27 protein-coding genes and 2 pseudogenes are annotated in these 26,662 nt (G+C 63.1%); 14 read left to right on the top strand and 15 right to left on the bottom strand.

Features of this window, described 5'->3' with window-relative positions:
• Positions 1–17: 17 nt before the first annotated feature.
• The 5 genes from BMY91_RS14265 to dnaK form a co-directional block, all read right to left on the bottom strand.
• Entirely contained in the window at positions 18–719 is a 702-nt protein-coding gene (locus tag BMY91_RS14265; protein ID WP_090823488.1) for an HAD family hydrolase, read from the bottom strand.
• A 5-nt stretch (positions 720–724) separates the two neighbouring features.
• Positions 725–1,153: a heat shock protein transcriptional repressor HspR gene (locus BMY91_RS14260; protein WP_090823006.1), complete on the bottom strand. Its 429-nt coding sequence runs from the start codon at positions 1,151–1,153 to the stop codon at positions 725–727.
• Positions 1,154–1,163: 10 nt separating this feature from the next.
• The gene (locus BMY91_RS14255; RefSeq protein ID WP_090823005.1) at positions 1,164–2,147 is read right to left on the bottom strand and encodes a DnaJ C-terminal domain-containing protein; all 984 of its coding nucleotides are present in this window, start codon (positions 2,145–2,147) and stop codon (positions 1,164–1,166) included.
• A gap of 210 nt (positions 2,148–2,357) precedes the next feature.
• On the bottom strand, positions 2,358–3,017 hold the full coding sequence (locus tag BMY91_RS14250; protein WP_062068218.1) for a nucleotide exchange factor GrpE: 660 nt from the start codon (positions 3,015–3,017) through the stop codon (positions 2,358–2,360).
• 2 nt (positions 3,018–3,019) lie between these two features.
• Positions 3,020–4,885, bottom strand: a complete 1,866-nt coding sequence (gene dnaK / locus BMY91_RS14245; protein ID WP_090823003.1) for a molecular chaperone DnaK — start codon at positions 4,883–4,885, stop codon at positions 3,020–3,022.
• Positions 4,886–5,137: 252 nt separating this feature from the next.
• Here dnaK and BMY91_RS23490 point away from each other — a divergent pair, with 252 nt between their 5' ends.
• Positions 5,138–5,455: a hypothetical protein gene (locus tag BMY91_RS23490; RefSeq protein WP_256212749.1), complete on the top strand. Its 318-nt coding sequence runs from the start codon at positions 5,138–5,140 to the stop codon at positions 5,453–5,455.
• Positions 5,456–5,667: 212 nt separating this feature from the next.
• Here the strand turns inward: BMY91_RS23490 and BMY91_RS14235 are convergent, their stop codons facing one another.
• The 3 genes from BMY91_RS14235 to BMY91_RS14225 are packed head-to-tail and all read right to left on the bottom strand — an operon-like array spanning position 5,668 to position 8,115.
• A complete protein-coding gene (locus BMY91_RS14235) occupies positions 5,668–6,558 on the bottom strand; it encodes a DUF817 domain-containing protein (RefSeq protein ID WP_090823001.1) in 891 nt (296 codons plus the stop codon).
• Entirely contained in the window at positions 6,551–7,342 is a 792-nt protein-coding gene (locus BMY91_RS14230) for an oxygenase MpaB family protein (RefSeq protein ID WP_090822998.1), read from the bottom strand. Before BMY91_RS14230 ends, BMY91_RS14235 begins: the two co-directional genes overlap by 8 nt.
• A gap of 17 nt (positions 7,343–7,359) precedes the next feature.
• Positions 7,360–8,115 carry a TetR/AcrR family transcriptional regulator gene (locus BMY91_RS14225; RefSeq protein ID WP_090822996.1) on the bottom strand — a complete coding sequence of 252 codons (756 nt, stop codon included), beginning with the start codon at positions 8,113–8,115 and terminating at the stop codon, positions 7,360–7,362.
• Between the two features lie 141 nt (positions 8,116–8,256).
• Between BMY91_RS14225 and BMY91_RS14220 the strand changes: the two genes are divergently transcribed.
• Positions 8,257–9,189 carry an NAD-dependent epimerase/dehydratase family protein gene (locus BMY91_RS14220; RefSeq protein ID WP_090822994.1) on the top strand — a complete coding sequence of 311 codons (933 nt, stop codon included), beginning with the start codon at positions 8,257–8,259 and terminating at the stop codon, positions 9,187–9,189.
• 10 nt (positions 9,190–9,199) lie between these two features.
• Here BMY91_RS14220 and BMY91_RS14215 read toward each other — a convergent pair whose 3' ends face one another.
• The gene (locus BMY91_RS14215; protein ID WP_090822992.1) at positions 9,200–10,051 is read right to left on the bottom strand and encodes a phytanoyl-CoA dioxygenase family protein; all 852 of its coding nucleotides are present in this window, start codon (positions 10,049–10,051) and stop codon (positions 9,200–9,202) included.
• A gap of 122 nt (positions 10,052–10,173) precedes the next feature.
• Here BMY91_RS14215 and BMY91_RS23485 point away from each other — a divergent pair.
• The 3 genes and pseudogenes from BMY91_RS23485 to BMY91_RS14205 form a co-directional block, all read left to right on the top strand.
• Positions 10,174–10,464: pseudogene (locus BMY91_RS23485) on the top strand (AraC family ligand binding domain-containing protein); the annotation flags it as partial.
• A 30-nt stretch (positions 10,465–10,494) separates the two neighbouring features.
• Positions 10,495–11,040, top strand: coding sequence for a helix-turn-helix transcriptional regulator (locus tag BMY91_RS23480; RefSeq protein ID WP_256212774.1), 546 nt, complete (start codon positions 10,495–10,497; stop codon positions 11,038–11,040).
• Positions 11,041–11,177: 137 nt separating this feature from the next.
• Positions 11,178–13,193, top strand: a complete 2,016-nt coding sequence (locus tag BMY91_RS14205; RefSeq protein WP_090822988.1) for a Kelch repeat-containing protein — start codon at positions 11,178–11,180, stop codon at positions 13,191–13,193.
• A gap of 54 nt (positions 13,194–13,247) precedes the next feature.
• On the opposite strand, the gene BMY91_RS14200 is transcribed toward BMY91_RS14205, so the two are convergent.
• Positions 13,248–14,384: an ROK family protein gene (locus BMY91_RS14200; protein ID WP_090822986.1), complete on the bottom strand. Its 1,137-nt coding sequence runs from the start codon at positions 14,382–14,384 to the stop codon at positions 13,248–13,250.
• Between the two features lie 134 nt (positions 14,385–14,518).
• On the opposite strand from BMY91_RS14200, the gene BMY91_RS14195 reads away from it, so the two are divergent.
• From BMY91_RS14195 to BMY91_RS14160, 8 genes are all read left to right on the top strand, one after another.
• Complete coding sequence (locus tag BMY91_RS14195; RefSeq protein WP_090822984.1) at positions 14,519–15,565, top strand: hydroxyacid dehydrogenase; 1,047 nt, start codon at positions 14,519–14,521, stop codon at positions 15,563–15,565.
• Between the two features lie 2 nt (positions 15,566–15,567).
• Entirely contained in the window at positions 15,568–16,914 is a 1,347-nt protein-coding gene (locus BMY91_RS14190; protein ID WP_090822982.1) for a sulfatase family protein, read from the top strand.
• 20 nt (positions 16,915–16,934) lie between these two features.
• Complete coding sequence (locus BMY91_RS14185; RefSeq protein WP_090822980.1) at positions 16,935–18,206, top strand: sugar ABC transporter substrate-binding protein; 1,272 nt, start codon at positions 16,935–16,937, stop codon at positions 18,204–18,206.
• Positions 18,207–18,286: 80 nt separating this feature from the next.
• The gene (locus BMY91_RS14180; protein ID WP_256212748.1) at positions 18,287–19,192 is read left to right on the top strand and encodes a carbohydrate ABC transporter permease; all 906 of its coding nucleotides are present in this window, start codon (positions 18,287–18,289) and stop codon (positions 19,190–19,192) included.
• Positions 19,189–20,088 (top strand): carbohydrate ABC transporter permease, encoded by a 900-nt coding sequence (locus BMY91_RS14175; protein WP_256212747.1) that lies wholly within the window; start codon positions 19,189–19,191, stop codon positions 20,086–20,088. The genes BMY91_RS14180 and BMY91_RS14175 overlap by 4 nt, the downstream gene beginning before the upstream one ends.
• On the top strand, positions 20,085–21,008 hold the full coding sequence (locus BMY91_RS14170; RefSeq protein ID WP_090822976.1) for a Gfo/Idh/MocA family protein: 924 nt from the start codon (positions 20,085–20,087) through the stop codon (positions 21,006–21,008). The genes BMY91_RS14175 and BMY91_RS14170 overlap by 4 nt, the downstream gene beginning before the upstream one ends.
• Before the next feature lie 26 nt (positions 21,009–21,034).
• Positions 21,035–21,826: a glucosamine-6-phosphate deaminase gene (locus BMY91_RS14165; RefSeq protein WP_090822975.1), complete on the top strand. Its 792-nt coding sequence runs from the start codon at positions 21,035–21,037 to the stop codon at positions 21,824–21,826.
• Positions 21,827–21,871: 45 nt separating this feature from the next.
• Positions 21,872–22,720 carry a CPBP family intramembrane glutamic endopeptidase gene (locus BMY91_RS14160; RefSeq protein ID WP_090822973.1) on the top strand — a complete coding sequence of 283 codons (849 nt, stop codon included), beginning with the start codon at positions 21,872–21,874 and terminating at the stop codon, positions 22,718–22,720.
• 82 nt (positions 22,721–22,802) lie between these two features.
• Here BMY91_RS14160 and BMY91_RS14155 read toward each other — a convergent pair whose 3' ends face one another.
• On the bottom strand, positions 22,803–23,411 hold the full coding sequence (locus BMY91_RS14155; RefSeq protein ID WP_090822971.1) for a dihydrofolate reductase family protein: 609 nt from the start codon (positions 23,409–23,411) through the stop codon (positions 22,803–22,805).
• A gap of 114 nt (positions 23,412–23,525) precedes the next feature.
• Here BMY91_RS14155 and BMY91_RS14150 point away from each other — a divergent pair, with 114 nt between their 5' ends.
• The gene (locus BMY91_RS14150; protein WP_090822970.1) at positions 23,526–24,032 is read left to right on the top strand and encodes a methyltransferase family protein; all 507 of its coding nucleotides are present in this window, start codon (positions 23,526–23,528) and stop codon (positions 24,030–24,032) included.
• Positions 24,033–24,053: 21 nt separating this feature from the next.
• On the opposite strand, the gene BMY91_RS14145 is transcribed toward BMY91_RS14150, so the two are convergent.
• The 4 genes and pseudogenes from BMY91_RS14145 to BMY91_RS14135 all read right to left on the bottom strand — a co-directional run bounded on the left by BMY91_RS14145 (position 24,054) and on the right by BMY91_RS14135 (position 26,609).
• Positions 24,054–24,395, bottom strand: a complete 342-nt coding sequence (locus BMY91_RS14145) for a PDDEXK nuclease domain-containing protein (protein ID WP_256212746.1) — start codon at positions 24,393–24,395, stop codon at positions 24,054–24,056.
• 22 nt (positions 24,396–24,417) lie between these two features.
• Entirely contained in the window at positions 24,418–24,924 is a 507-nt protein-coding gene (locus BMY91_RS23475; RefSeq protein ID WP_256212773.1) for a PDDEXK nuclease domain-containing protein, read from the bottom strand.
• Positions 24,925–25,065: 141 nt separating this feature from the next.
• A pseudogene (locus tag BMY91_RS23470) lies at positions 25,066–25,271 on the bottom strand (DUF1016 domain-containing protein); the annotation flags it as partial.
• Positions 25,272–25,529: 258 nt separating this feature from the next.
• Positions 25,530–26,609 (bottom strand): substrate-binding domain-containing protein, encoded by a 1,080-nt coding sequence (locus tag BMY91_RS14135; RefSeq protein WP_256212745.1) that lies wholly within the window; start codon positions 26,607–26,609, stop codon positions 25,530–25,532.
• Positions 26,610–26,662 lie beyond the last annotated feature (53 nt).

Raw genomic sequence — 26,662 nt, 5'->3', positions numbered from 1 at the left:
GCTCCTGTTCCCAAACATCACGGCCAAGCCGCCACCCATGCCAGCAACTCCTCGGATTCCAGCGAATCACAGAGTGCGTGGGCGAGCGGCCGTTGGCTTGCCGTCTGGGATACTGCGATGACTTTCATACCCGCGGCGCCCGCTGCCGCAGCGCCCGCCTCGGAATCTTCGAAAGCCAGACAATTCTGGGGACCGACGCCAAGGGCATTGGCGGCAGCCAGATAGACGTCCGGAGCCGGCTTGGGACGAGGCACATCGTCTGAGGACACAGTGGCGGCAAATCCGTTGTCGAAATCACCACGACTCAATGCCACGTCCAGAATGCGGCGCGCAGAGTTACTCGCAACTGCGAGTGGAACCTTCGCACCAAGGAAAGTCACGAGTTCGCGAGCACCAGGCATCGGCTTACCGGATTCGCGAACCAGGCGTTCATTCACATCCAAAAGTTGTGTGATGACTGCGTCGGGGTCCGTCCCGGAGCGTTCGGCCATCAACGGGCCAATGCGGCTGGCAGGCAAGCCCACCAATTGGTGCTGGAGGTTGGTATCGAAATACACGCCGAGCTCTCCGCACACAATGCGCTGCGTTTGCACCCAGAGAGATTCCGTGTCCATTAACAGCCCATCGCAGTCGAACACGACCGCTTGCGGACGCCACGAACCAAACGTATCCGTCAAGGTGGACGGAGTGCCTGCGTACCCCACCAGCCGGGTTGGCATGGGTGTCACCGTGCGTCCCCCGACCTCGGACGCCACACCACAACAGCCTGGGACCTTGCCCTGGGCCGTTGCCCGCGGGCCAAGCTGACGACGTCGCCGGCCGCGCCTGCCGCGAAGATGCGGGCGTCCACCGGTGTGCGGCGGCGGGTCAGTTCTTCAGTCAGCTCAGCCACGCGGTACTGCAACGCGGCTACCTGGTTTTCGAGGTCGAGGATGCGTTTGATGCCCTCGAGGGAGACGCCGGACTGCGAGAGACGCTGGACTTCCCGCAGTCTGTTGATGTCATTCTGCGAATATCGGCGGGACTTGCCCGGTGCGCGGCTGGGCGAGACGATGCCCAGGCGATCGTACTGGCGCAACGTCTGCGGATGCATGTCGGCAAGCTCCGCGGCAACGGAGATGACAAAGATCGGCTGATTGACGTCGATGCCCATGACCGCCTCCTTACAACCGGGCCTTCGCGGCCAGATCGTGCCGCGGGTTGGCGTCAGTGGTGGCAGCAGCAAACGCCTTCACGGCTTCTTCGGCTTCCTTGTTCAGGTTCTGGGGGACCGCGACGTCGATAGTCACCAACAGGTCGCCGGTGGCCTTGGACGTCTTCACCCCCCGGCCCTTGACCCGGAGGGTTCGGCCAGCCGGAGTTCCTGCCGGGACGCGCACCTTGACGGTGTCGCCGTCGAGCGTCGGAACGTCGATGGTGGCACCCAGCGCCGCTTCAGCGAACGTGACCGGCACGTGGATGCGGATGTTGTCGCCGTCGCGGTGGAAAAATTCGTGCGGCTTCACACTCACCGTGATGATGAGGTCGCCATTGCCGGCCGGGCCCACGTTGCCCTTGCCGCGCTGCCGGACTTTCTGCCCGTCCTTGATACCGGCCGGAATCTTGACGTCGATGACGTTGCCGTTGCTCTCGCGCAGGCTCACTGTGGTGCCCTTGATGGAACCGGCAAACGAGATGGACGTCGTCGCAGTGCGGTCTGAGCCCTTCTGTGGTGCCCGCTGGAACCCGGTTTGGTTACCGCCGCCGAAGCCGCCGCCAAACAGGTCCGCGAACTCCGGAGGAATTCCCCCGCCGCCCGCAGGCTGACGAGCACCAGGCCCGCCACCAAACAAGCCACCAAACAGGTCCTCAAACCCGCCATTGGCACCAGCACCACCACGTCCAGCTCCGGCACCCGGAGCGAACCGGGCACCACCCATGGCACGGATGGCGTCGTACTGCTGCCGGTCCTCAGGACTCGACAACACCGAGTAAGCCTCGGAAATGTCCTTGAACTTCTTCTCCGCAGCAGCATCCCCGGCATTGGTATCCGGGTGGTACTGCCGGGCTAGCTTGCGGTAAGCCTTCTTGATATCCGCGTCGGACGCGTCCTTGGCGATACCAAGGATCGCGTAAAAATCCTTTTCAACCCAGTCCTGGCTGGCCAAGAGCGTTTCCTTTCAAATCAATAAAAAACGTGCGGCTGCAGTCATCGCGCCTCTGGCGAGCTTACAACCGACGCGGAACCGGATATGGGGCGGCGGTGTGGAGGGCCACCCGTGGGGGGCCCACTGCCACGAGGGTCCCGACGCGAGCTTGCGAGCGTTGGGAGTGGCAGGGGACGGGCACCGCCCCATATCCGGTGAAGCGTCTGCTGGTTACGCCGGAACCGCGACGATCACCTGGGCTGCACGCAGGACCCGCTCACCTGAGCGGTATCCGGAGCGCAGCACCTGGCTGACCGTGTCAACCTCGATGTCTTCGCCGGGCTGCTGGATGAGTGCTTCGTGGATGGTGGGGTCGAATTCGACACCGGTATCCGCGATGCGTTCCAGTCCGTACGTTTTCAGCGCATTCTCCAGCTTGGTGGCGATGGCGGCGAAGGGGCCGTCTTCGAGGTCACCGTGCTGGCGGGCGGCGTCGACGTCGTCCAGCACCGGGAGCAGGGAGTTGAGGACGCCAATGACGGCCATCTCCCCTGCTACGGCACGGTCGCGTTCCACGCGCTTGCGGTAGTTGACGTACTCAGCCTGAAGGCGAAGGAGGTCGTTGCGGAGCTCCGCTGCCTGGGCTTCAGCCGCGGCACCGGAGGCTACCGATTCCTCAGCCGGCACCTCTACCCCGTTGAGGATTTCCTCAGCTTGGGAGAGGGCGTCGCCGTCTGTGGGAGCGGCGTTGCCTTCGGTGGGAGCCGCAGCTTCGCTATCGGGGTGACGGGCCGCACCGGTCTCCGGGTCAACCTTGCGGTTGTCCCGGATAACGGGCTTGCGCGGCTCGTTGCCTTCAGAGTGCTCTGCTTCGTTGCCGTGGTGAGGCATGGCTACTTCTTCGCTTCGTCTTCGTCGATGATTTCGGCGTCAACGATGTCTTCGTCGTCGGCAGCCTTTTCACCGGCGGGAGCGCCTTCTGCACCGGCACCCGGAGCATCAGCTGCGGCGGCCTGCGAGTAGATGGCTTCGCCGAGCTTCGTCTGGGAAGCCTGGAGCTTCTCGAACGCAGTCTTTACAGCGGCGTCGTCGGTGCCTTCCAGCGCGGACTTGAGAGCGTCGACGTCGGCCTTGACCTCGGTCTTGACTTCCTCCGGCAGCTTGTCGTCGTTGTCGGCGATCAGCTTGTCCACGGAGTAGGCCAGCTGCTCGGCGGAGTTACGGGTGTCCGTAGCTTCGCGGCGGGCCTTGTCCTCTGCAGCGTGTTCTTCGGCTTCACGGACCATGCGGTCGATGTCGTCCTTGGACAGCGCCGTGCCACCGGTGATGGTCATGGACTGTTCCGTGCCGGTGCCCTTGTCCTTGGCGGACACGTGGACGATGCCGTTGGCGTCGATGTCGAAGGTGACCTCAACCTGCGGAACGCCGCGGGGTGCCGGAGCGATGCCGGTCAGTTCGAACGTGCCCAGCGGCTTGTTGTCGCGGGTGAATTCACGCTCGCCCTGGAAGACCTGGATGGCCACGGACGGCTGGTTGTCGTCAGCGGTGGTGAAGGTCTCGGAGCGCTTGGTGGGGATAGCGGTGTTGCGCTCGATGAGGTGCGTCATGACGCCACCCTTGGTTTCGATACCGAGGGACAGCGGGGTGACGTCGATGAGGAGAACGTCCTTGCGCTCACCCTTCAGGACACCGGCCTGGAGTGCGGCACCAACGGCCACAACCTCGTCCGGGTTGACGCCCTTGTTGGGCTCCTTGCCGCCAGCGAGTTCCTTGACCAGCTCGGAGACAGCGGGCATACGGGTGGAGCCACCGACGAGGACGATGTGGTCGATGTCGGAAACCTTGATGCCGGCTTCAGCGATGACGTCCTGGAACGGCTTCTTGGTGCGGTCCAGCAGGTCCTTGGTGAGGTCCTGGAACTTGGCACGGGTCAGCTGCTCGTCCAGGTGAACCGGGCCGTCGGGGGTGACGGACAGGTACTGGAGGGAGATGTTGGTGCTGGTGGAGGAGGACAATTCCTTCTTGGCCTGCTCTGCAGCTTCGCGGAGACGCTGGAGGGCGATCTTGTCCTTGGAGAGGTCGATGCCCTTGACCTTGAGCTGGCTCAGGAGCCACTCGACAACACGGTTGTCCCAGTCGTCGCCACCGAGGCGGTTGTCACCGGCGGTTGCGCGGACCTGGATGGTGGAGAAGTTGTCTTCGTCCTTGCCAACCTCGAGGAGGGAGACGTCGAAGGTTCCGCCACCGAGGTCGAAGACCAGGATGAGTTCGTCTTCCTTGCCCTTGTCCAGGCCGTAGGCCAGTGCAGCCGCGGTGGGCTCGTTGACAATGCGGAGGACGTTGAGGCCTGCGATTTCGCCGGCTTCCTTGGTGGACTGGCGCTCGGCGTCGTTGAAGTAGGCCGGAACGGTGATCACGGCGTCGGTGACCTTTTCGCCCAAGTAGCTCTCGGCGTCGTTCTTGAGCTTCATGAGGATACGCGCGGAGATTTCCTGCGGCGTGTACTTCTTGTCATCGATGGCGACGTTCCAGTCGGTGCCCATGTGGCGCTTGACGGAAGCGATGGTGCGATCGATGTTGTTGACGGCCTGGCGCTTGGCGATTTCGCCAACCAGGACTTCGCCGGACTTGGAGAACGCAACGACGGACGGCGTGGTGCGGCCGCCTTCTGCGTTGGCAATAACGGTGGGCTCGCCACCTTCGAGAACAGAGACCACGGAGTTGGTGGTTCCGAGGTCGATACCTACTGCACGTGACATATCTTGTTTCCTTTCAATGGCCGATGTTGGAGATCGCGCCTGGCAACGGTCCGCTGGGCGGTTGACGTGCTGGGAGCCTGCTCAACAATCGGCTAGTTGAGCGTTCTGCACTCAACTGTACTCAGCCTCCGAATTAAGTCAATCCAAAGTTGAGTCGAGTGCGCTCAACTTTGCTTCAAGTGCCCAGGAAAACCCCGGAATCACGCGGCTAAGGGGCTGGTTTCGCCCACGGTGAACTGGCAAACTGGCGCGATGGAGTTCGCTGGATACCTGCCGCCGGATGAGTTCTGGGCGATGAATGACCGCATGGATGAGGAGGTTCGCAGTGGCGCGATCCGGCTCCCACTGTTCTCCATGGAAGACCAGGAAGGCCCTGTGATGCTGGGATCCTGGCAATTGGACGGCAGCGAGGGCTCGGTGTCCCACGGCGACGGTTTTTCGCACGCGGACCCACTGGTGGAGGTGATCACCACCCCCCAGGACTCGCGGGCTTGCCAGGAACCGGTGGCGTGCTTCAGCGGGAATCCCCCACACCCTGGAAGAGCTTCAACGCCAGGACGCAGCCTTTGACGCCCTCATCGCCGAGCGGCTCACTATCACCGTTGACGGCACGCCCACGGACGTAACGCTTTGGCGCGGACTGAACTCATGGCTTGCGGCCGGCACATTCGGCGGCTTCGGCATCGTGATCAACGCCCAACGCAACCCGCCTCCACCGGAAGCCGTGCGCCTCAGCCGGGTGTCCGACGTCGAGCCCTTGCTTCAGGCGCGGCGCGCGGCCATCAAGGCGATACGCGGTGAAGCCTAGGCACCTCAGCGGCGTCAGCGTCAAGGGGCTCGGGCTTGTACACCCACGCCACCAGCACCACGGAGATAATCATCAGCAGGAACCAGGCCAAAAGCTTGTCGATGGAGACCGCCTGCCACCCGTTCAGCTGGTTGGGATACAGCCACGCACGGGACCACGTACCGATGTTCTCCGCGAACCAGATGAACAGCGCCACCAGCAGGAACGACACCAGAATGGGCATCTTGAAGCGACGCCGGAACACCCGGAAGTGCATCACGCACCGTCCGTAGACAAGCACGACGGCGGCCAGCAGCACCCAGCGCGCGTCGAAGATGTAGTGGTGCGAGAAGAAATTCACGTAGATCGCAGCCGCTACAACGGCCGTGATCCAACGCCGCGGGTACCGGTCGAAGCGGAGATCGAACAGCCGGAACACCCGCACCATGTAGGACCCCACGGCCGCATACATGAAGCCGCTGAACAGTGGAACCGCCCCGATCCGGAGGAAGCCCTCGGCCTCGTATGCCCAAGATCCGACGTCCGTCTTGAACAGTTCCATCACTGTCCCCACCACGTGGAAGAGCAGGATGACCCGCAGCTCCCGCAGCGTTTCCAGCCTGAAAGAGATCATCAGAATCTGGATGACGATGGCGGCGAGGGTCAGGAAGTCGTTCCGGGCCAGGGCGGCGTTGTCCGGATACCAGAGGCGCGCAGCGATGATCACGGCAAGCAACGCCGCACCGAACACACAAGCCCACGCCTGCTTCAGCCCGAACACCACAAACTCGGTCAGCCCGGCCCGCAGTCGACCCCCACGGGCATTGTCCAGATACCGGTGCGCCAGATCGTCGATGTATTGCTCAACCGACGTGGAGTTACGCATGGGGAACCTTGGGTTCCACAACAAGTTGTCCCAGGTAGTAGTCGCGGGGCCAATGCCGGACCCGCTGCGGAAGGCGAGGGTAGACGCGACCCACCAGCCGCATGGTCCGCTCGAAGCGCCGCGCCTGGCTTTCGCCCCACGTGAAGCCGAATCCCTCACGGAGATGATCGGGCAACAGCCCGGCCGTAAGGAATCGTGCCAGCGGCATGGCCAGGCGCAGCAGCCGCGGTCCGCCGGCGGGATGGAGCAGGTCCCGGGCCACCTTGAGCGCTTTGTCGTCCGGATACAGTCCGCGCACGCGGGACTCCCAGTACGTTTCAAAGGCGATCCGATCCGCCGGCCACTTGTCCGCGGGAAGCTGCAGTGCGGTCCCTATACGCGCATACTCGCGATAGATGCGATCGGCCGCCTCGTCGTCGAGCGTTCCATGGACGTGCTGGTAGACCGTTACAGCGGTGTCATAGAGGGTGGCCACCACCCAGAGTTGGGACTCCGCGTCGAAGGCACTGTATCCAGTGGAAGCCCCGTCCGGTCCGCGACGAACGGGCGCGTGGGCACGGTTGACGGCGCGGCGAACGGCCTTCAGTTGCTCCTCCGATCCGTAGACCACCGCGTACACGTACGTCATGGTCGCGCGGAGGCGATCCATGGGCCGCTCGGCGAAATTACTGTGCTCGGCCACGCCATGACCCACTTTGGGGTCGGCGATTTGTAGGAGGATTGCGCGGCCCGCACCAGCGAGGAGGACACCCTCCGCACCAATATCAGCCAGTCCACGAACCATCTGAATACTGTAGCGCCCTAGCCTTGGAGCCCCACGACGCCCTGGAGAACGCTCAACTGATGCTCAAAAAGTTCGTCGCGGGCAGCGAAGGTATCAGCGCCGTACTGCCCGAAAACCTCAAAACTGATGGCCCCGAACACCGACGTCCACACCAGGACACCCCGCGCCAATGACGTGTCCGGTGCCGCGAGATTCATCCCGGCGCGAATGGTCGCCAAGTCTGCGCCCAGCCCTTCCTGAATTACGACGGCGGGAGTCACCTCAGCGGCCAAGGCACCTGCGCGGTAGGCGGCATCGAAGATCCCGACGAGGCGGACGATGACGCGCGTGCCGGGGACGGTGGTGCGCTCCCCCGGCGCCTGATACCCGGGCACTGGGCTGCCAAAGAGCAAGGCGTAGCTGGCGGGTTCGCGGACGGCCCATGACCGGACGGCATTGCCAAGGGCCCTGAACTGCCCGGAGAAGTCATCCTCCGGGACGGCATCTACCGCAGCATCCACTGCGTCACCGAGCTCGTTGTACGCATCGATGAGCAGGAGGGTGAGGAGCTCGTCGCGGTTCTCGACGTAGCGATACACGGCCGAAGATACGACGCCTAGATCCCGCGCAACGGCGCGCAGGGAAAGAGCCGCTGCGCCATGAAGCGCCAGATGCTCGCGACCCAGGCGGATGATGTCAGCGATGGTCTGCGTGCGCGCCCGTTCCCGCGGGGTCGGGGGCTTCGCCTTGGTCTTGGCTTTGGTCTGGGCTGCGATGGATTCAGCTGACGTCATGTTCTTAGCATGCCACAACAGAGAGCGCTGCAAACAAACGAGAGCACTGCTCTTGACTTTGATTCACTCGACGGGCATTCTGATTTCAGAGAGCACTGCTCTTGTTTTGAAAATTCCCACCGAACCGAGAGAAGGCACAGCATGTACGTCGTCACAGGAGCAGGACCCGTTGGTTACACAGTTGCCGAACAACTGGCCGAGCAAGGTCACCAAGTACGCGTTTTGACGCGCTCCGGCAGCGGTCCGGAGCACCCACTGGTGGAGCGGATGCGGGTAGATGTCTCCGATCCCCTACGGCTCGCCGAAGCGATGGCAGGTGCCACAGCGGTCTTCCACTGCATCCACGGCTCGGCCTACCGGGCAGCATCATGGGCCGCCGAACTCCCCCGGGCCGAGCAAGTGGTGATGGACGCCGCGGCAGCCGCGGGCGCCGTCGTCGTCTTCCCCGAAAGTCTCTACTCGTACAGTGAACCTGACCGGGTCATGACCGAAGCAGGTCCCCGGACAGCCACCGGCGGGAAGCGCGGCATCCGGACCGCGCTGCTCGCAGCACGGCAGGCGCATGCGGCCAACACCGTCAGCGTTGTTGCCGGCGACTTCTTTGGGCCCCGCGTGAAGATGGCACATGCCGGGGAGCGCATGGTGACGCCCATCCTGGCCGGCAAGGCAGTGCAATTCATCGGGTCAACAAACCAGCCACACTCCTTCACGTACGTCCCGGACCTGGCCGCCGCCATGATCGCAGCAGCACAGCAACCCGAACTATGGAACACCGTGCTGCATGCTCCTACCGGCCCGGCCGTCACACAGCGGGACATGGCCTTAGCCCACGCGGAGGCCGCCGGCGCTGCTGCACCCAAGGTGAGCGCCGTGCCCGGATGGGTGTTGCGAGTGGCGGGCATTTTCTCCACCGATATGCGCGAGCTGGCCGAACTGCTGTACCAGTTTGAGCGCTCGTTCGTGATGGATTCCTCACAGAGCCAGAAGCTCCTGGGCCTCGAGCCGACTCCCTTGGCGGAAGCTGCTGAAGCAACCATGACGTGGTGGCGCAGCGCCGTCCCACAGAACACGTAGGTGCGGAAGGCTAGAGGCCGTCGTCGTAATTCCAGTGCTCCTGCCAGCGCCAATCGATGGGTTCGCTGAGACGCTGGTAGCGGATGTCGGTGGACAGGCGCATGGTGCCGTTGGGGTCGGTGTTGTCCAGGGCCGCGTGGACAACATGCGCCGAGTGGACCACCACGTCACCAACCTCGTAATCGGTCACGAGCCACCGGGCGTCGCGCTCGTCCGCCAACCCGGGGAGATCCGCAGTGATGGAAGCGGCAGGCATCTTCAGCGTTCCCTCACGTTCCTGGGCCATCACCCAGTGGTGGCTGCCCTCAAGGTACGCCAAGCCGCCCCGCTCGCGAGGGCAATCACCCAACGGAATCCACATGGAGAGCACACGATCGCTGCCTTCGCGGAGATAAACCAGATCGTAGTGGGCCTGGGTGGCCGTTCCAATACCGTTGTCACCGGGCTTGGTATGGCGGATGATTTTCCGCCGGTGCAGATGGACGTCATCTTCGAGGAACCAGGCGAACCAGTCGGCAATCCCCTCTGCAGTGCACAGTGCTTGATACTCCGGCCCGGGAACAATGTGGTCGAACAGGCCCCGGCGCAACGCAGCACGATCCACGTCACCGGGCGCCGCAATGCCCGCACGGGGGTCCGTCCCATCCGCGTACACGTTGGCTCCGCTCAACGAGTCAAAGTAGAACTCCCTGAAATCCAGCAACTGGTCCGGGTCCAACTGACCCTTCAAGTAGAGGTACCCGTCCCTGCGGAGCCTGGCCCACAGCGCTTCACGGTCCAATCGATCGGAAGGGGGCACCGGTTCCAGCTCGGCGAGGCGGGATTCCGATTCATCCAGGACGTAGCCATTCGAAGTCAACATAGTTCCCCACCTTGTCAGTGGTGGGCGGCCACGTGAATGGACTCCGATTCCTGAAAACTTGGACTTTTGTGCGGCTTGTCTTGCGGCTTGTCTTGCGCCCCTGGCCGGGGCAGCATAGGCCCATGGACGATTGGTCTACATACCGGCATCCGGCGTCTCCCCTAAGGGATCTTGGCCTGGCATGCCTGGGTGCCGGTGAGCAAAGTGGGATGTTGCCGTCCTTTACCGGACGAACCCTCAGCAGCCACGCCATAGTGCTGGTGAGCGAAGGATCCGGACATTTCACTGTGGGCGGCAGGCGTTTCACGGTCCGGGCTCCTGCGATCATTCGGCTCTTTCCAGGGGTAAGCCACGGGTACGGGCCAGGGCCGATGGGATGGAAAGAGCATTGGCTGTTGTTTACCGGACCTACGGCAAGAGCGCTTGAGGAGTTAGGGTGCTTCGTGAGGAGCCAGCCTCTTGTGCAGCTTGATGGCTCCTCGGAGATCGGCCTGGAGGAGTCTCTTGGACTTTTTGTGGCCCTTCGCGAAGCTCTCCTAACAGGTGGACCGCAAGGAGATCTGGACGCTTCCGTTCTCTGCCAGCGGGTACTGATCCAGACGGGCACGCAGCCCAGTCCTGGTGCCATCGACGCCCGTGAAAAAGACACCAGGCTACTCTCCGCACTTCGCGAAGCGGCAAACCTACCGTTGACGTTGTCCCAGTTGGCCGCCTCGCTCAAGGTCCCGGTTCCTGAACTCCGGCATGCGGTGCAGAGCGCTACCGGTGTTGGCCCCAAGGAGCTCATCATTCAACTCCGGATGCAGCGCGCCCAGTCGCTGCTGGCTGACACGGACCTTCCGGTTCAAAGGATCGCGTCCCTCACCGGCTATGACGATCCCGCTTATTTCAGCCGGCTCTTCACCAAGAAGACCCGCTCCTCGCCAAGCCAGTTCCGCCGGGAACACCGGCGTGCAGAGCGGGCGGAGCAGCACACGTGGGATGTCTGAAATTGTTCGAATCATGGATTTTCTGAGGGTCCACTGAAACGCTGGGTGGAGTGCACAGGACGTCTCCGGAGCGTCCCCCAACAGCACGAATACCACTCTTGGAACACCCCACGGGACACTCAATGAGGAGACCTTCCATGTCCACTTTCGCCATCAATCGTCGTCAATTGCTGCAGACCGGGGGCATCGGCGGACTCGCCGTAGCACTGTCGGCAATGTCCTCCGGCACCGCCCAAGCTGCGCCAGCCAGGACGACCACAGGCGCCCCGCAGATCACCGACCTCGGACCCGCCGTCGTTCAGTTTTCCCTCATGAGTTCGCTGCTAGTGGGCGACACCGTCTACATCGGGTCCCGCAACCTGAACCCCGTACGGGTCATTGGATACCACCTCCCTACAGGCACCATCACGTCACGGACAGACCTCGGCTCGGGGTACAGCATCCAGGCTTTGGCCGCCGACTCCACCGGCCGGTATCTGTACGCAGGTGTGCTGCGCGATGGAATCGATGGGAAGCCCAATCTTTATCGATGGGACCTCAGCACGCCAGCCCAACCGGCCGTTGGTGTGGGCGAGACCGGAGACCGCGACATACGGGCCCTGGCCGTGGCCCCTGACGGAAAGGTCTACGTTGCCGGCGGAGGGCTAACCACCAATGCACCCTCCTTGTGGGAATACGATCCCGCCACGAATGCCATGACCAGCTGGGGCATACCGGACCCCGGAGCCACCATTGCCCAAGCTGTGGCCGCCACTGCCAGCCACGTGTATTTCGGCACGGGCAGCACGCTGGGAGGCGGCAACGGATCAAGTCCCGGCCGCCTGTTCGCCTTCGATCGGACCACCAGGACGTCCACCAACATCCTCCCGGCAGAAGTAGCAACCGGCGTCTCGGTCACTTCCCTCAGCGTCCTGAACGGGCAGCTGGGAGTGGGGGTCAAGGGGCCCGGTAAGTCCGTGCTGATCAACCTTGCCAACCACGCCCAGTACACCATCATCCCCAAGACCGGTGTGATGTTCAGGCAGCTGGGCAACGACGTCTTCTTCGTCAAGGAACCGGGCGTCTGGTCCTACAACATGGTCACCAAGAAGATCACCCAAATCCTCACGGAGGATGTGGGCGCCATGTGGGGCCTGGATGTCTACGGCAGCAAGGCTCTCACAGTGTCTTCCTACGACGTCATTGAGATCGATCCCGTGGCGAAGACCGCCGTCAAGCATGACCTCCAACAAGCCGGGGCTCCGGGCGGACCCCAGCTATGCATGGGCCTTGCAGCCGGAGCGGGCGACGTCTACGTAGGCGGCACCGGAACCATAGCCCGGCACCAACTGGCCACGGACCAGGTGTCCTATCTCCGGGCAACAGGCGAGGCCAAGGACGCTGTGGTCGTAGGCGGTGTCCTCTACACGGGCCAGTACAACTCGCGAGGAATCTACGCCTACGATCCCGCCACCGGGCAACTGCCCTACCAAGTGGCCGCGTTGCCCGCCGGGCAGAACCGCCCCTTGGATGTCTGCTGGGACGCAGTCAACGGGCTGGTCATTGCCGGAGCCCAGAACGACACAGGAGGTGGCGGCTGCTTCGCCGCCTACAAGCCTTCCACCACGCAGGTCATCACCAAGGTCAACCCGATCGATGCCCTCCAGATGGTGCGTGCCGTGGCTACCAAGGACGGAATAGCTTACCTGGGTGGCGACAACATCTACGCCACCGGCCCCCGCAGCACCGTGGTGGCGTGGGACCCCGTGGCAAACCAGGAGTTGTGGCGTCTGGATCCGGGGCAGCCGCAGGGCATTGCGGCGATGGCGATCCATGGCAAATTCCTTTACGGCATGTCCCGCAAGGCTGCCGGTCTGTTCGTGATCGATCTGGATACCCGGCAGGTGGTTCATCGGGGTGACCTGAGCGCGGTGTGCACGGACTTCGGAGCTCTTCAGGTCAGCCGCGGGATTGTCTACGGCGTCTCCGACACCACGGTGTTCCGCATAGATCCGATCACTTTCGCCGTCTCTGTTGTTGTGGCTGACATCAACGGCGGCTGGTACAGCGGACCACACATCACGGCGGATGAGGACGGCTTGCTGTATACGCTGCGCGGCCCGAACCTTGTCCGGATTGACGATCAGCAGGCCATGCAAACCATGCGGCGTTAGCCCCAGGTCAGTAGCAGTAGATGCCGTTCCGAACCCTCAAAACGGCATCTACTGCTACCCAGTTGGGCTTGCTGTGAACAAGCCACCCAGCACCGAGCACGCAGCACCTCGGGCCAGCGCTACAGGATCGGCAACGGCTGCATCAAATGACGGAGGCGGGGTGTTCGCGTGGAGGTACTGACCCAAAAACGCGCGCTTGGTCTGCTCGGCAAACGTTCCCAGATTAGCTTCGGGGGCGAAGCCCACCACCACCTGCTCGGGCCCGAGGACCTTGGCGGCGTTCGCCATGCCAATCCCCAGATGCAAGGCGGCGTCGGCAATCAGGCTGGAATCGGCGTCGGGGTCTATGTGCCGGTTCTGGCCGTTTCGCTCCAACTCCTGCTGCATGCCCCACAGGCTGCCGCGGGTTTCACAGCAATCTTCGGCTCCGCAGTGGCAGGGTCTGGCCGGTCCGGGTCCGGTGATCGCACGCGAATGGGCAAAGCCGCCAGCCGCGCCGTTGAAGCCGCGCTGGATACGGCCTTCAATCACGACGGCGGCCCCCAAGCTGGTGCCGACGCTGAAGATGAGCATTTCGCGACCCTTGAAAACGTCGTCGAACAGCAGACCGCGTGCGTAGGCGTTGACGAAACTGTCCACTACGACCGCCTGCCCCACAGCCTCTTCAAGAAGCATTTGGAATGTGATGTCAGTCCAGCCCATCGCCCCGCTGTGCCGCACCAGACCGCCGGCTTGATCCACCACGCCGGAAACGGCTGCGCCCACCCCGATCAGCCTGGACTCCATCTGCCCGGCCGCGGATCGAACAGCCCGGGCAGCGGCCGCTGCCGCCTCGCCAGGCCCGGTGGATGCCAACGGCTCGCTACGCGTTGCCACCACGTCACCGCGCAAATCGACCACGACGGCGTGTGCCTCCGTGGCGGAAAGCCTCACCCCAGCCGCGAAGACGCCTTCGCGCCCCAGCTCAAGAAGACGCGCCGGACGGCCACCCGTGCTGGGCGCAATCTCGGTTTCCACCAGCAGCCCGGAGTGGACCAGCTTGCCGGTGATCCCGGTGACGCTGGCTGCGCTCAAACCGGTTTGGACCGTGATTTTGGCGCGGGAGACCGGTGCCTGAGTGCGGACGACGTCCAGCACCAGGGCCTCGTTGATCTCGCGGATCAGGGCCTTGCTGCCTGCGCGTGGCTTCATAGCTCGTGGCTCCTGTTGTTGCGTCGCAAGGGATCTCCCCCATTCTGGCATCCGCGGTCCGGATGTCTTCACACTGTCCATTGTACTTACTTTAGTCATTGACAAAAGATATTGAAGCTGGCAATCTCGGTCCCATGAACATCAACAAAGGCGTTGCATCACCCTCCTCGCCCCCCACAGCACTCCGGCTGCGGATCCTGCTGAGCATCCCGGACGCCGAACGGGCAGCGTTCATCACTCCCGAAACCCGCACTGCCCTCAGGGAGCTGGGCGACATCACTGAAATCGCCCCCGCCGAACTCCAGTCCTTAGATGCTTTCGCGGCCGCTGCCGCAGATAAGGATGTGTTCATCACCGCCTGGGGCTTCCCCCGTCTCGACGCCGAGCACTTGGCAGCGGCGCCGAACCTCAAATGCGTCGTCCATGCAGCGTCTTCGCTGCACGCCCTCGTCAGCGACGCCTTCTGGGCCAGCGGCATCCCCATCTCCCAAGCGGGCGCAGCCATGGCACCGGCCGTCGCGGAACTATCACTGACGTTCACGCTGAATCTGCTGCGCCGTGTGCACCTGCTCGATCACAGCCTCCGGACCGGTGCCAGTTGGGACGACGCCCGCAATGTCAGCAGGGCCCGCGAAATCTCTGGCGCCCGCATCGGCATAGTTGGAGCGTCCAGGACAGGACGCCGCTACATCGACGCCTGCTTGGCACTCGGCGCCAAGGTGTCCGTCTACGACCCCTACATTCCCGCGGGAGATCCTCTCGCGGCCCACTCAGCAAGCCTGCACGATCTGATGGCTGGCAGCGATGTGGTGGCTATCCATGCTCCGGCCACCCCGGAAACCGAGGGTCTCATCGGCGCTGCCGAACTTGCCCTGCTTCCGGATGGGGCCGCATTGGTGAACACTGCCCGCTCCACCATCGTGGACATGGAAGCCCTCTACAAAGAGGTCCACTCGGGCCGGATTGATGCAGCGCTGGACGTCTTCAACCAAGAGCCCCTGCCCACGGACAACCCCTGGCGTTCGCTGCCAAACGTGCTCCTCACGCCCCACCTCGGAGGGGCCACCGTGGACTCCAGGCGCCGGGCCGGCGGCATTGTGGTTGACGAACTCCGCCGCTACATCAGCGGCGAACCCCTGGAACACGCCCTCACCCGCACCGACCTCGAACGAATGGGCTGAAAATGCGCAACATTCTCCTGATCCATTGCCACGATCTGGGCCGCTTCCTGGGCACCTATGGAGTGGAGACCGTCTCCACACCCAACCTGGACGCCCTGGCCGATGAATCCACCCTCTTCGAACAGGCCTTCGCAACGGCCCCGCACTGCAGCCCTGCCCGCGCCTCACTGTTCACCGGGACGTATCCGCAGAGCAACGGCGTCCTGGGCCTCACCCACGAGCCGTTTGGCTGGGACCTGAACGAGCCCTCCCAGCACATCGCCTACAGGTTGAAGTCGGCCGGCTATCAGACCGAGCTGGTTGGTGTGCATCATGAATCCCGGGTTCTGGCCGACGACGTGGTGGCCAGCAGGCTTGGCTTCGACCGTGCCCGTACGGGAGGTGCGCGGGACGTCGTCGTGCATCGCGCCACTGACGCACTGCGTCGGATGTCCGGCAGCGACCGTCCCTTTTACCTGCAGGTGGGCTTCACGGAGCCGCACCGCGTGCCGTCCGAACGGGACCGCCCAGGCGTCATGGGGTTCCTGGCCGACGGCGTGAACCCGGACGTCTCCCGGGGGCACACAGTCCCGGCTCATCTGGTTGACAACGACGGCGCCCGCGAGGAAATCGCCGAACTGCAGGGCGCTGTGAAGCACATGGACGAAGGTGTGGGCAGCATTCTCGCGGAACTCGATTCGTTGGGCCTCCGAGACCAGACACTGGTGCTGTTCACCACCGATCACGGCCTTGCGCTGCCCCGCGCCAAATGCACCCTGTACGACGCCGGACTGGGCGTTGCGCTGATGCTTCGCCACCCCGGCAACACGGCATGGTCCGGGAGACGCGTGACAGACATCGTCAGCCACGTGGACGTCCTGCCCACCTTGCTGGAGCTTGCCGGACTGCCCCTCCCGGAAGGCCTCGCCGGTGCCAGCCTGCGTCCGGCCGTCGAAGCAGGAGAGGCTCCGCGAAGCCACTGTTTCAGCCAGTTGAGTTACCACACGTATTACGACCCCAAACGATCAGTGCGGACATCCACGCACAAGCTGATCGTCAACTTCTCCAACGCACCACGCGCCATGGATCCCACCCAATCCTGGATTCACCGCAGCCTGCCGGCAGACCTTGGCGGCCCAACCATCGGCACCAGTCCGGCCCTGGAACTCTACGACCTCACCGTGGATCCAGAGGAACTGGACAACATCGGCGGCCACCCGGAGCAGTCGGAAATCCTCAGGGATCTCTCCGCCACCCTCTTCGACTGGATGCGGGAATGCGGCGATCCCCTCCTAACCGCCCCCGTAGCAGCCAGCCGCCACAAGCAAGCCCTCGACGCGATCCACGAAGCCACCCTCACCCGAAAGTAGTCACCATGTTTACTCGAAAAATGCGCACCACCACTTTGGCCACAGCCGTCATCGTTACCGCGGCTTTGACGCTCACCGCTTGCGGTTCGGCCGGTTCGTCAACGTCCGACGGCGGCCAGGCCACCGGCAAGGTGACGCTCTGGATGTACCCCGTGATCAAGGACGAGACCGCCAGCAAGAAGTTCTGGCAGGACACTGAGGCAAGCTTCGAGACGGCCAACCCCGGAATCGACCTGACCATCGAGCTCCAGACGTTCGACAAGCGGGACGCCCAGATCTCGGCGGCACTTGCCGCAGGCTCGGGACCCGACGTCGTACTTATTACGCCAGACCAAGCAGCCACGTACCGTAACGTCCGCGGGCTCCTGCCAGTAGATAAGGCTGTTGAGCAGGACAAGGACAGCTTCTACCCCGGCACGCTGGAGGCCGCGACGTTCGACGACGAAGTATTCGGCGTTCCGCTGTTCCAGAACATCAACACCACCGCTTACAACACCAAGATCTTCGCGGACGCAGGAGTACCGCTGCCCAAGACCTGGGATGACCTGCGCAGCGCGGCGCCGGTTCTGGCGAAGAAGGGCGTCGCCGTGATGGACTACGCCGGAAGCCCAGAGCAGACGCTCAACCTGTCCTTCTATCCGCTGCTGTGGCAGGCCGGCGGAACGGTTTTCACCGATGATGCCAAGGACATCGCGTTCGATTCCGAGGCCGGTGTTTCGGCACTCCAGTTGCTGATCGACTTGAAGAAGCTCGGTGGGCTTCCCGCGGATGCAGCCACCGATGGCCCCAAAGTTGAAGGTGCTCCGATCGCCACCGGCAAGGCCGCGATGCGGGCCACCACCTCGTTGCCGGAATTGAAGCAGATGCGCGCAGCACTCGGAGCCGAAAACGTTGCACTGGGCGCTCCGTTGCAGGGCAAAGTCCAGGCGACCTACGGCAACCCCGGTTTGCTGGCACTGACCTCCATCAACAAGAAGGAAAACCGGGAAGCCGCCTACAAGGTGATGAGCTACTTGAGCTCGGCCGAGTCCCAGAAGGCCCTCAACGCCGCCGCGGGAAACCTCCCCACCCGGACGGACGCCGCGGCATTAGGCACCGACCCGGACTCCCTGGCCATGGCAGAAGCTTTGAAGACCGCCAACCCCGGAGAGTCGTCACCTGTTGCCCGCCAGGTCATGGGTGCCCTCGCTCCCAACATCCAGGCCGCCCTCCGCGGTGATGTCACCGCCAAAGAAGCCCTTGACCGTGCAGCCACGGAAGCCCGTGGCATCCTGCAGCGCTCGGCATCCTAAGCCCGGCCCCACCACCGATTGGTCACCCCATGTCCATAAACACCCGAACTAGAAACACGCTGGCCGGCCGACATCCCGACTTGACGGCCCCACAGCTCAAGCCTTTCGGGGCCAAGAAAGCCCGCAGCCGCGAGGCGCTGGCCGGCATCCTGTTCGTCCTTCCCACGCTGATCATTTTTGGCCTCTTCAAATTCCTCCCCATCTTTGGGGCCGGAGCCATGAGCCTCACTGAGTACAGCCTCAACGGTGATTTCGAGTTCCTGGGCGCAGATAATTACGTGCGCCTGGCCGAGGACCCCAACTTCTGGCAAAGCCTGCGCGTGACATTCCTGTACGTGGCGATCTTTGTTCCGTTCATCATCGCCGTGTCACTGGCCGGTGCCGTCCTCCTGGACAAACTGGTCCGGTTCACCGGCACCTTCCGGGCGCTGCTGTTTATTCCGTACCTGAGCTCGTTCGTGATGGCCGGCATCATCTGGACCTGGATCTTCTCCACCGACGGCCCGCTCAATGCCGCGCTGGGCAGCCTGGGCATGGGACCCGTTCCCTTCACCTCAGGCCCTCAACTGCTGGTCCTCTTGTCCCTGGCCGTGGTGTCAGTGTGGAAAGGCTTCGGCTACTCCATGCTGATCTTCCTGGCCGGTCTCAAAGCCCAGCCCGCTGAAGTCCACGAAGCCGCCCGCATTGACGGGGCCGGTGCGTGGAAATCGTTCTGGTACGTGACGCTGCCGCTCCTGAAGCCCGTGGTGTTCTTCGTCCTGGTCATCGAGACGATCGTCGGCTTCCAGGTCTTCGACACCATCTACGTGATGACCGGAGGCGGCCCCGCCCGGGCCAGCCACAGCCTCATCTACTTCCTGTTCGACGAAGGCTTCAAGTTCTTCGACTTCGGCTACGCATCGGCAATCGGCGTGGTGCTGTTCGTCATTGTGCTCATCCTCTCGCTCATCCAGCAGCGCTTCTTCGAAGGTAAGGACTCCAAGTGACCGCCACCCTTTCCACTCCAGCTGGTGGACGGCACCCCGCCGGACGTCCCGCCCAAAGCCCCGCCGGGCACAGCCCCCGGCGTCATACCGAGAAGCGCCGCCAGCGCACCCTGACCTGGGTGTTGGCAGTAATCTCGCTCTTCACCGTTGCACCGCTCATTGCCGTGGCAGTGCTGGCGCTCTCCCCCGCCGACGCCCCCACCTTGCCTTACGCGCTGCCGTCGTCGCTGACGTTGGACAACATTGTCCGTATCTTCAACGTGGGCGAGTTCCCTCTCTGGCTCTGGAACTCGTTCCTGTACTCGGCTGTGTCCGTGGTGGTTGTGTTGCTCACGGCATCCATGGCCGCCTACGCACTGGCCCGCAAGAGGTTCCCGGGACGCAACGCGCTGCTGTGGGCCATCATCGCCACCATGATGGTGCCCGTCCAAGCCACCCTGATCCCCACGTTCATCCTCATCTCCAAAATGGGCGGGGTGAACACCCTCTGGGGGCTGATCCTGCCCACGCTGGCCAACGCCCAGGCGATCTTCCTCATCCGGCAGTTCGTTCGGGACATGCCCGAGGAACTCTTCGATGCCGCCCGCATCGACGGTGCCGGCGAGTGGCGGACGTTCTGGCAGATTGTCCTCCCCTTGATCCGCCCCGTCCTGGCAACACTCGCAATCTTCGTCTTCCTGTGGCACTGGAATGATCTCCTGTGGCCCTTGGTGGTGGGCCAGTCGGACGCGGCCAGGACGCTCACGGTGGGCTTGGCAACGTTGAACACCGAGACCGCCTCCACGTCCAACGTCATGGCAGCCACCCTGGTCAGCTTCATACCGTGCCTGGTGATCTTCGCCCTCCTGCAAAAGCACATCGTCGCCAGCATCACGCACAGCGGGGTCAAAGGATGACGTCTGCCGCACCGATCCGTTTTGGGCTCATCGGTGTCGATTCACCGCACGCGCCGTCCTTTACGCGCCTCTTCGGCAACGGCGTGGACGGCGTGGTCCCCGGCGGCACGGTGACGCACGCTTGGAAGGGGGAACCGGCGTCGGACTTTCCGCTGAGCCTCCGCGTCGACGCCTTCGCGGACGAGGTCTGCGGACTTGGGGTCACCCTGTGCGACTCCCCGGAAGCCGTGGCCGAGGCATGCGATGCGCTCTTGATCGTGGCCTCGGATGCACGGACCCACCCGGAGTACTTCAGGCGGGTTGCCCGGTACGGAAAGCCCATTTACGTCGACACCCGTTTTGCGCCGTCCCTAGCTGAAGCGCGGAGCATGCTGGCTTTGGCCGAGGCCTCGGGTTCGTTGGTCCTGGCGGGTTCGCCGAAGCGCTTTGCGCGCGAATTCCGAGCGGCTCTTGGGGCTGCCGACGCGCACCGGGTATCGCTCACTGGACCGCTACCCACTCAGCCTGGCCATCCCGGCTTCTCGTGGTACGGGGTGCATTTGGTGGACCTCGCCGTCGCGTCGCTGGGTTCGGTCGCCACCCGCTCCGGAAAGGTGACGGTCGACGCCGGGCGGCCAGGACCTGCTGCAGGCCAGGTTGCCGTGACGGTCGACTGGGGCGACGGCCGGGTGGCGATCATGAGCGGCGAAGCTGAATGGAACCCGTACACCCGGGGCCGGATTGAAACAGCCGAGGGTCTGGCCACCTTCTCGATCGAAGCCGGACCTCCCATGCTGGTGGGCCTCCTTGAGGACATTGTGGAATCGTGCCGCATCGGCAGGCCGAATGTGCCGCTGCCCGAAATCCTCAGCATCGTGGCCATCGTGGAAGCAACCAACAGGAGCCTCCAAACGGGAGTCCCCGTGACAGTAGGCAGCTAGTTACGCACCCAAAAGTTAGGAAACCCATGGCAGAAATCATCATTGTCCGCGACCAAGCCGAGGCCGGCTCCCTCGCCGCTTCCATCATCATTGGAAAGGTCAGCTTGAATCCCAGTACCGTGCTGGGCCTGGCGACGGGTTCCACCCCACTCTCCACGTACGCAGCTTTGGCGCGGGCCGTCCGTGACCATCGGATCGATGTTTCCGGCGTACGTGGCTTTGCCCTGGACGAGTACCTCGGGGTCCCTCCGCAGCACCCGGAAAGCTACCGCTCGGTCATCACCCGGGAAGTGGTTGAGCCGTTGGGATTGAATCCGGATCAGGTTTTCACCCCGCGCGGAACTGGCGAACACATTGGCCGCGCCGGGGCGGAGTACGAAGAGTTGATCGCGGAGGCCGGGGGCATCGACATCCAAATCCTGGGCATCGGTTCCAACGGCCATGTGGGGTTCAACGAGCCCGGGTCCTCCCTGGCGTCCACCACCCGCATCAAGGCTTTGGCCGAACAAACCCGCAAGGACAACGCACGGTTCTTCGATTCCCCGGACGAGGTCCCCACCCACTGCATCACCCAAGGCCTGGGCACCATACTCAAGGCCAGGCAGTTGGTCCTCCTGGCTTTCGGAGCAAACAAGGCGCAGGCCGTCGCAGCCGCGTTGGAAGGACCCGTCTCGTCCGCCGTGCCCGGCTCAGTGATCCAGCAGCATCCGCGGGCCACGGTGATCATCGACGAATCAGCCGCTGCAGGGCTGGCTCACGCCGAGTACTACCGGCACGCCTGGCGATCAGCGCAGATCTTGAATGCAGTAAGTTTTTGAGCGGGAGCATCATGCTTCCAGACTCGTAAAAAAAGGGGGCCTCACATGGACCACACCGTCCAACCGACACGATGGAAAGCATTTTGGGACAAAGGAGGTTGGTGGCGGGCCATCCTGCTGACAGTCCTCTATATGGCGATCTACCTTGGCGCAGGCCTGGTAATTGGGACAGTCGCGGGCGACCAAGTTGTCGCCGAGGATATTTTCCGCACACCCCAGAGCGTCTTCGTTGGCCTGACGCTGTCCTTGATTGTTGGCAGTGCGGCACTGGCCGCGTTTGTGTACTCCGTGGGCTGGTTCAAACCGCTCTTCGCGCAGCAACCTGTCAAGGGAAGTTGGTGGATGTGGGCGGCGCCGTTGTTCCTGGTCGCCGCCATTGTGTTGCGCTTCCTGGGTATCAACTACAGCAGCTACCAGGCCTCGGTGGTGGTCCTCATGCTCGTCACCGGCCTGCTGATCGGTTTCGCGGAGGAAATCCTCACCCGCGGCATCGTGGTGAAAATGCTGCGGGACTCAGGAAAGTCCGAGTGGGTGGTCATGGTGCTGTCTTCCTTGATTTTTGCCCTGTTGCACTCCGCAAATGCCCTGTCAGGCATGCCGATCGTCACCGTGTTGGTGACAATTGTGTTCACATTCGGCTTCGGCATTTGCATGTACCTGACCCTGCGGGTCACCGGCAACCTGATCTGGCCCATGATTCTCCATGCCCTCTATGACCCCACGCTCTTCCTGTCCACGGGAGGCATCGACCAGGCTGCTGCGGGGCCGCAAAGCCCGCTCGTGCAGCTGGCTGGGCCGGCCAACATGATCTACATCCTGATCGCTTTGGTCGCATTGATTGTGGTTCGAGGAAAGGTGCAGCGCGCGCCTTTGTCCGAGCCTGTATTGAGCTAGTTCCACCAAACAGAAGCGTTCGACGGCGGGTTGCCACCCGCCGTCGAACGCTTCTGTTGCGCTTGCAGTACTTGGTGCGCTGTTAGGCCTGGCTGATGTCGATACCTGTGACCGGGGCGCCCGCTTTCTCGTAGACAAGCGCAACGGCGCCTTTCGAGAAGCCCTGCGGTGGCTGCGCCAAGCGAAAGGCTGCGGGCACGCCGGCTCCGTCGGGGAACAGGCGCTTACCCGAGCCAAACGTCAGTGGGTAGAGGTAGAGGTTCAGCCTGTCCACGAGGTCGGCTTCGAGCAATGACCTGGCGAGGTCGCCGCTGCCGATCACGTGGATGTCCTGGAATCTCTCCTTCAGTGCGGCCACCTCCGCCACCTCGGCCAACGCTGTGGTTCCTTCCCATCCCGGGTCTGTCAGGGTCCTCGACACCACGAACTTTGGCAAGGCGTTGAACGTATCGGCAATGTGGTCACTCTGGTTGGGCCAGAACCCGGCGAAGATGTCATAGGTCCTGCGGCCCAGCAGCAGCGCGTCCATCCGGTCGATTCCCGCGACGATCGCCTCGCCGCTCTCCTGGTCCGAGTACGCCGCCTGCCATCCTCCGAACTCGAAGCCGCCCGAGGTGTCCTCGTCGGGACCGCCCGGCGCTTGATACACGCCGTCGAGGGTGATGAAAAGGTCAACGGAGAGAATTCCCATGGTGTGTTCCTTTGGTGAGTGTCCGGGCATGCTCTTGGATGCGCGCCATCCTAGTCCGGCCACGGTGCTGGCGGGAGGGTCGCGCGGTACTCCGGGTGGGGCTATTCTTCCCGCATGGCCCAGGCAAGCTCACCAGCACGTGCGTGGATCGGGACGGTTCTCTTCTTGTTCCTGGCACCCGGCGTCGTCGCGGGATTTGTTCCGTGGCTCATCTCCGGCTGGCGTTGGTTTGACTGGGGCTCAGCGTGGATTGGGATGCTCTTTGCGTGGAGCGCCATCGCTGCTGGGGTGGCCTTCCTCCTACACGCTTTCGCGTTGTTTGCTCTGCACCGCGGAACGCCCGCTCCTGTGGCTCCCACTGAAACGCTGGTGGTGACGGGCGCCTACCGCTTTGTACGCAATCCGATGTACCTCGCGGTGCTGAGCATCATTCTGGGCCAGGCGCTGCTATTCGGAAGTTGGCGGCTGGTGATCTATGCAGTGATTGTCCTCGCCGCGGTGTTCGCGTTTGTGAAGGGCTACGAGGAACCAACCCTCACCGAGACCTACGGCGAGCAATACCTGAACTACCAACGCAATGTCCCGGGGTGGTGGCCGCGGTTCACGCCGTGGCGGGGGTAACCGCACTCGTTGCCGTACCGCCTAAGTGGGCTCGGCCTGTCCCTCGTCAGGTTCTGCCCATTCGAGCGCAGCGACCAGGTGCCCTTCGTTGGGCAGGGCTTGCTGTTCGGAGGCCGGGAGCTTGTCGTATGTATAGGCGGCGACTGCCATGGGTGAGGTTGACCGCCCGAGGCTGTACCTGACGCTGCGGTCGTTCTTAGTGCCGCAGATCAGGATGCCAATCGTTTCGTTGTGATGCTCCCGGCGAAGCATGTCATCCACAAGGGCAACGTAAAAGTTCAGCTTGCCGGCGTACTCAGGCTGGAACTTTCCTGTCTTGAGCTCGATAACCAACGTGGTGTAAGAAGGGCGTTGCCGTGCCACCGAGTGTTCCGTCAATGCCCTCTCAGTCTTGGCTATCAGAGTCAGCTACAGTTCCCTGCTCAAGCGCGGCGGTAATTGCTTCAGGAGACGGCAAAGCTGCCCTGTCTTCCGGAGGAAGGGAATCGTAAGTGTATGAACTCACGGCGACTGGCTGGGATGACCCGTCAAGTGCGTACCGCACTGTCGGCTCATGCTTGGAGCCGCAAACCAGAATTCCAACCGTGGGAGCCATTCCAGGGAACTTCACCAAGTCGTTGACCGCAGCCACGTAGAAATTCAACTGCCCAAGATGTTCGGGCCTGAATTTGCCTGACTTCAGCTCCACGACCACAAAGCGGTTGGTGGACACGTGAACTAGGAGAAGGTCGATGTAAAAGTCCTCGCCATGGGCATCGAGATGGAACTGCCGACCATAAAAGGCAAAACCCCTGCCGAACTCGGCGAGCGTCTGAGACATCCGCTGGGTCATCGCCTCCTCCATGGCCAGCTCCTCGACTTCCTTGGTCAGTCCCAGGAAATCGAAGACCAATGGATCCTTGACAACACTGCGCGCCAGAGCCGCTCCATCTTCGGAAAGCCGTTCTTCAAGGTTGTTCGGCGCTGCACCGGCTCTGCGGTGTAGTCCAGTCGTGATCTGGTGCTCGAGGACTTCAAGCCTCCAGTTGAGCTCGCGTGCTTGTTCCGCATACCAGTTGCGGATCGCCGAGTCCTTCAGTTTGAGCAGTTCAATGATGTGGCCCCAGGGCAGTCCGCCAACCCGTGCCCGGTCGGTAGGGTCAGACAGGTTCCAAGCCGCTGCAAAATCTTGGTACCCCACGGCTGAGCTGCCTGCCGTTCCAGGATCGTCGAGCCGATCTCCCAGTACATCTGAACCATGGCGTTGCTCGCGGCCTGCTGCGCGCGACTCTGCGCCGAGCTGACGAGCCCCTTCAAGGACACGAGCATACTGGCATATCCGCTGGGCAGTTCAGGTTCAATTTGAGGGACGCCCCTACCTTAGGCGCTGGGTCTGACAGGATACTCCGGGCCGATTGCCCTCGATTAGTCCAAAGGTCTTTGGACTAATCGGAATCACGAACCTGCGCACCGCCATCTTTCCAATAGTCCAGAGAACTTTGGACTATTGGATTCCCCCTACTCCACGTCCTCCCCCGGCACGGTGGACTCCCGGATGATCAGTTTCGGGGCCAGGCTCACGCGGCGGAGGGCCGGCGAAACCGCAGATCCGGTCTTTCCGGCAAGACGTTCCATGCACATGGCGACGGCGGCGTGGCCTACGTCCCGCTTCGGCGGGGCGATGGAGGTCAGGGGCACGGGGGCGAGGTCCGCCACCTCGTCGTCGTAGGCCACGATCGCCAGGTCCTCCGGGACGTCCAGCCCTGATTCCTCGGCGAGGTTAATCAACGTGATGGCTTCCTCGTCCGGGAGCACCAGGGCCGCGTGCGTCTCAGTGCGACGGCAGTCTCTGAGGAATTTCGCGAACTCTTTTTGGTTGTTGCCTGCGCCCACCACTGAACGAACGTATTCCATGATGGGCGCATCAGTTTCGAGCCCCAGCTTGGCTACCATGCGCTCGTGGCTTTCACGGAGCCACGGCGCTGTGGGGCTGGTGGCGATGGCAAGCCCTATCCTGCGGTGGCCCAAGGATGCGAGGTGCTCAAGGGCAAGCTCGGCACCATAGCTGTGATCGGACATCACGGATTCGAACACGCGGCTTGAACGTTCCACGAGCACTACGGGGATTCGCAGCCCGGACAGCAGCTCGAATGTTGGAGATCCGGGTTCAAGGGATCCGGCGGTTGCCAACAGTATCCCGTCCACGGAGTTGGCCACCATGCGTTGGAGCTGCCGGTGCTCGTCCTCCGCGGAGTAGTTGCTGACCCCCAGAATCAGCCGGGCGTTCAATTCCCTGGCGGCTGATTCCGCGCCGCGGATGACCTCCGGAAAGTAGTAGCCCGTGGTCGGGACAATGAGGCCCAGGGTCGCGAGCGGCTGGCGGGATCTCCTGTGAACGGTGTCGCCTGGCCGTTCGGAGGGGACGGGAACGGCGCCGCCGTGGACCCGGCGCAGCAGCCCTTGGGCAGCAAGCTGTGTCAGGTCCCGGCGGATGGTCATGGTGGACAGTCCGGTCTTCTCCGCGAACCCATTGACGGTCAGGGATCCCCGCATTTCAAGCTCGCGCAGAATCTTCTCGTGGCGTTCGCCGCTAAGCATGCCCACCCTCTCCGGAGTCCAGATGTTCAAACAAGCATAGGTGACCGTATGCA

This window comes from Arthrobacter sp. yr096 (genome assembly GCF_900108925.1).
Classification (GTDB): Bacteria; Actinomycetota; Actinomycetes; order Actinomycetales; family Micrococcaceae; genus Arthrobacter.
Note: the sequence above shows the minus strand (reverse complement) of the source record. Positions and strands in the feature narration are given on the sequence as shown.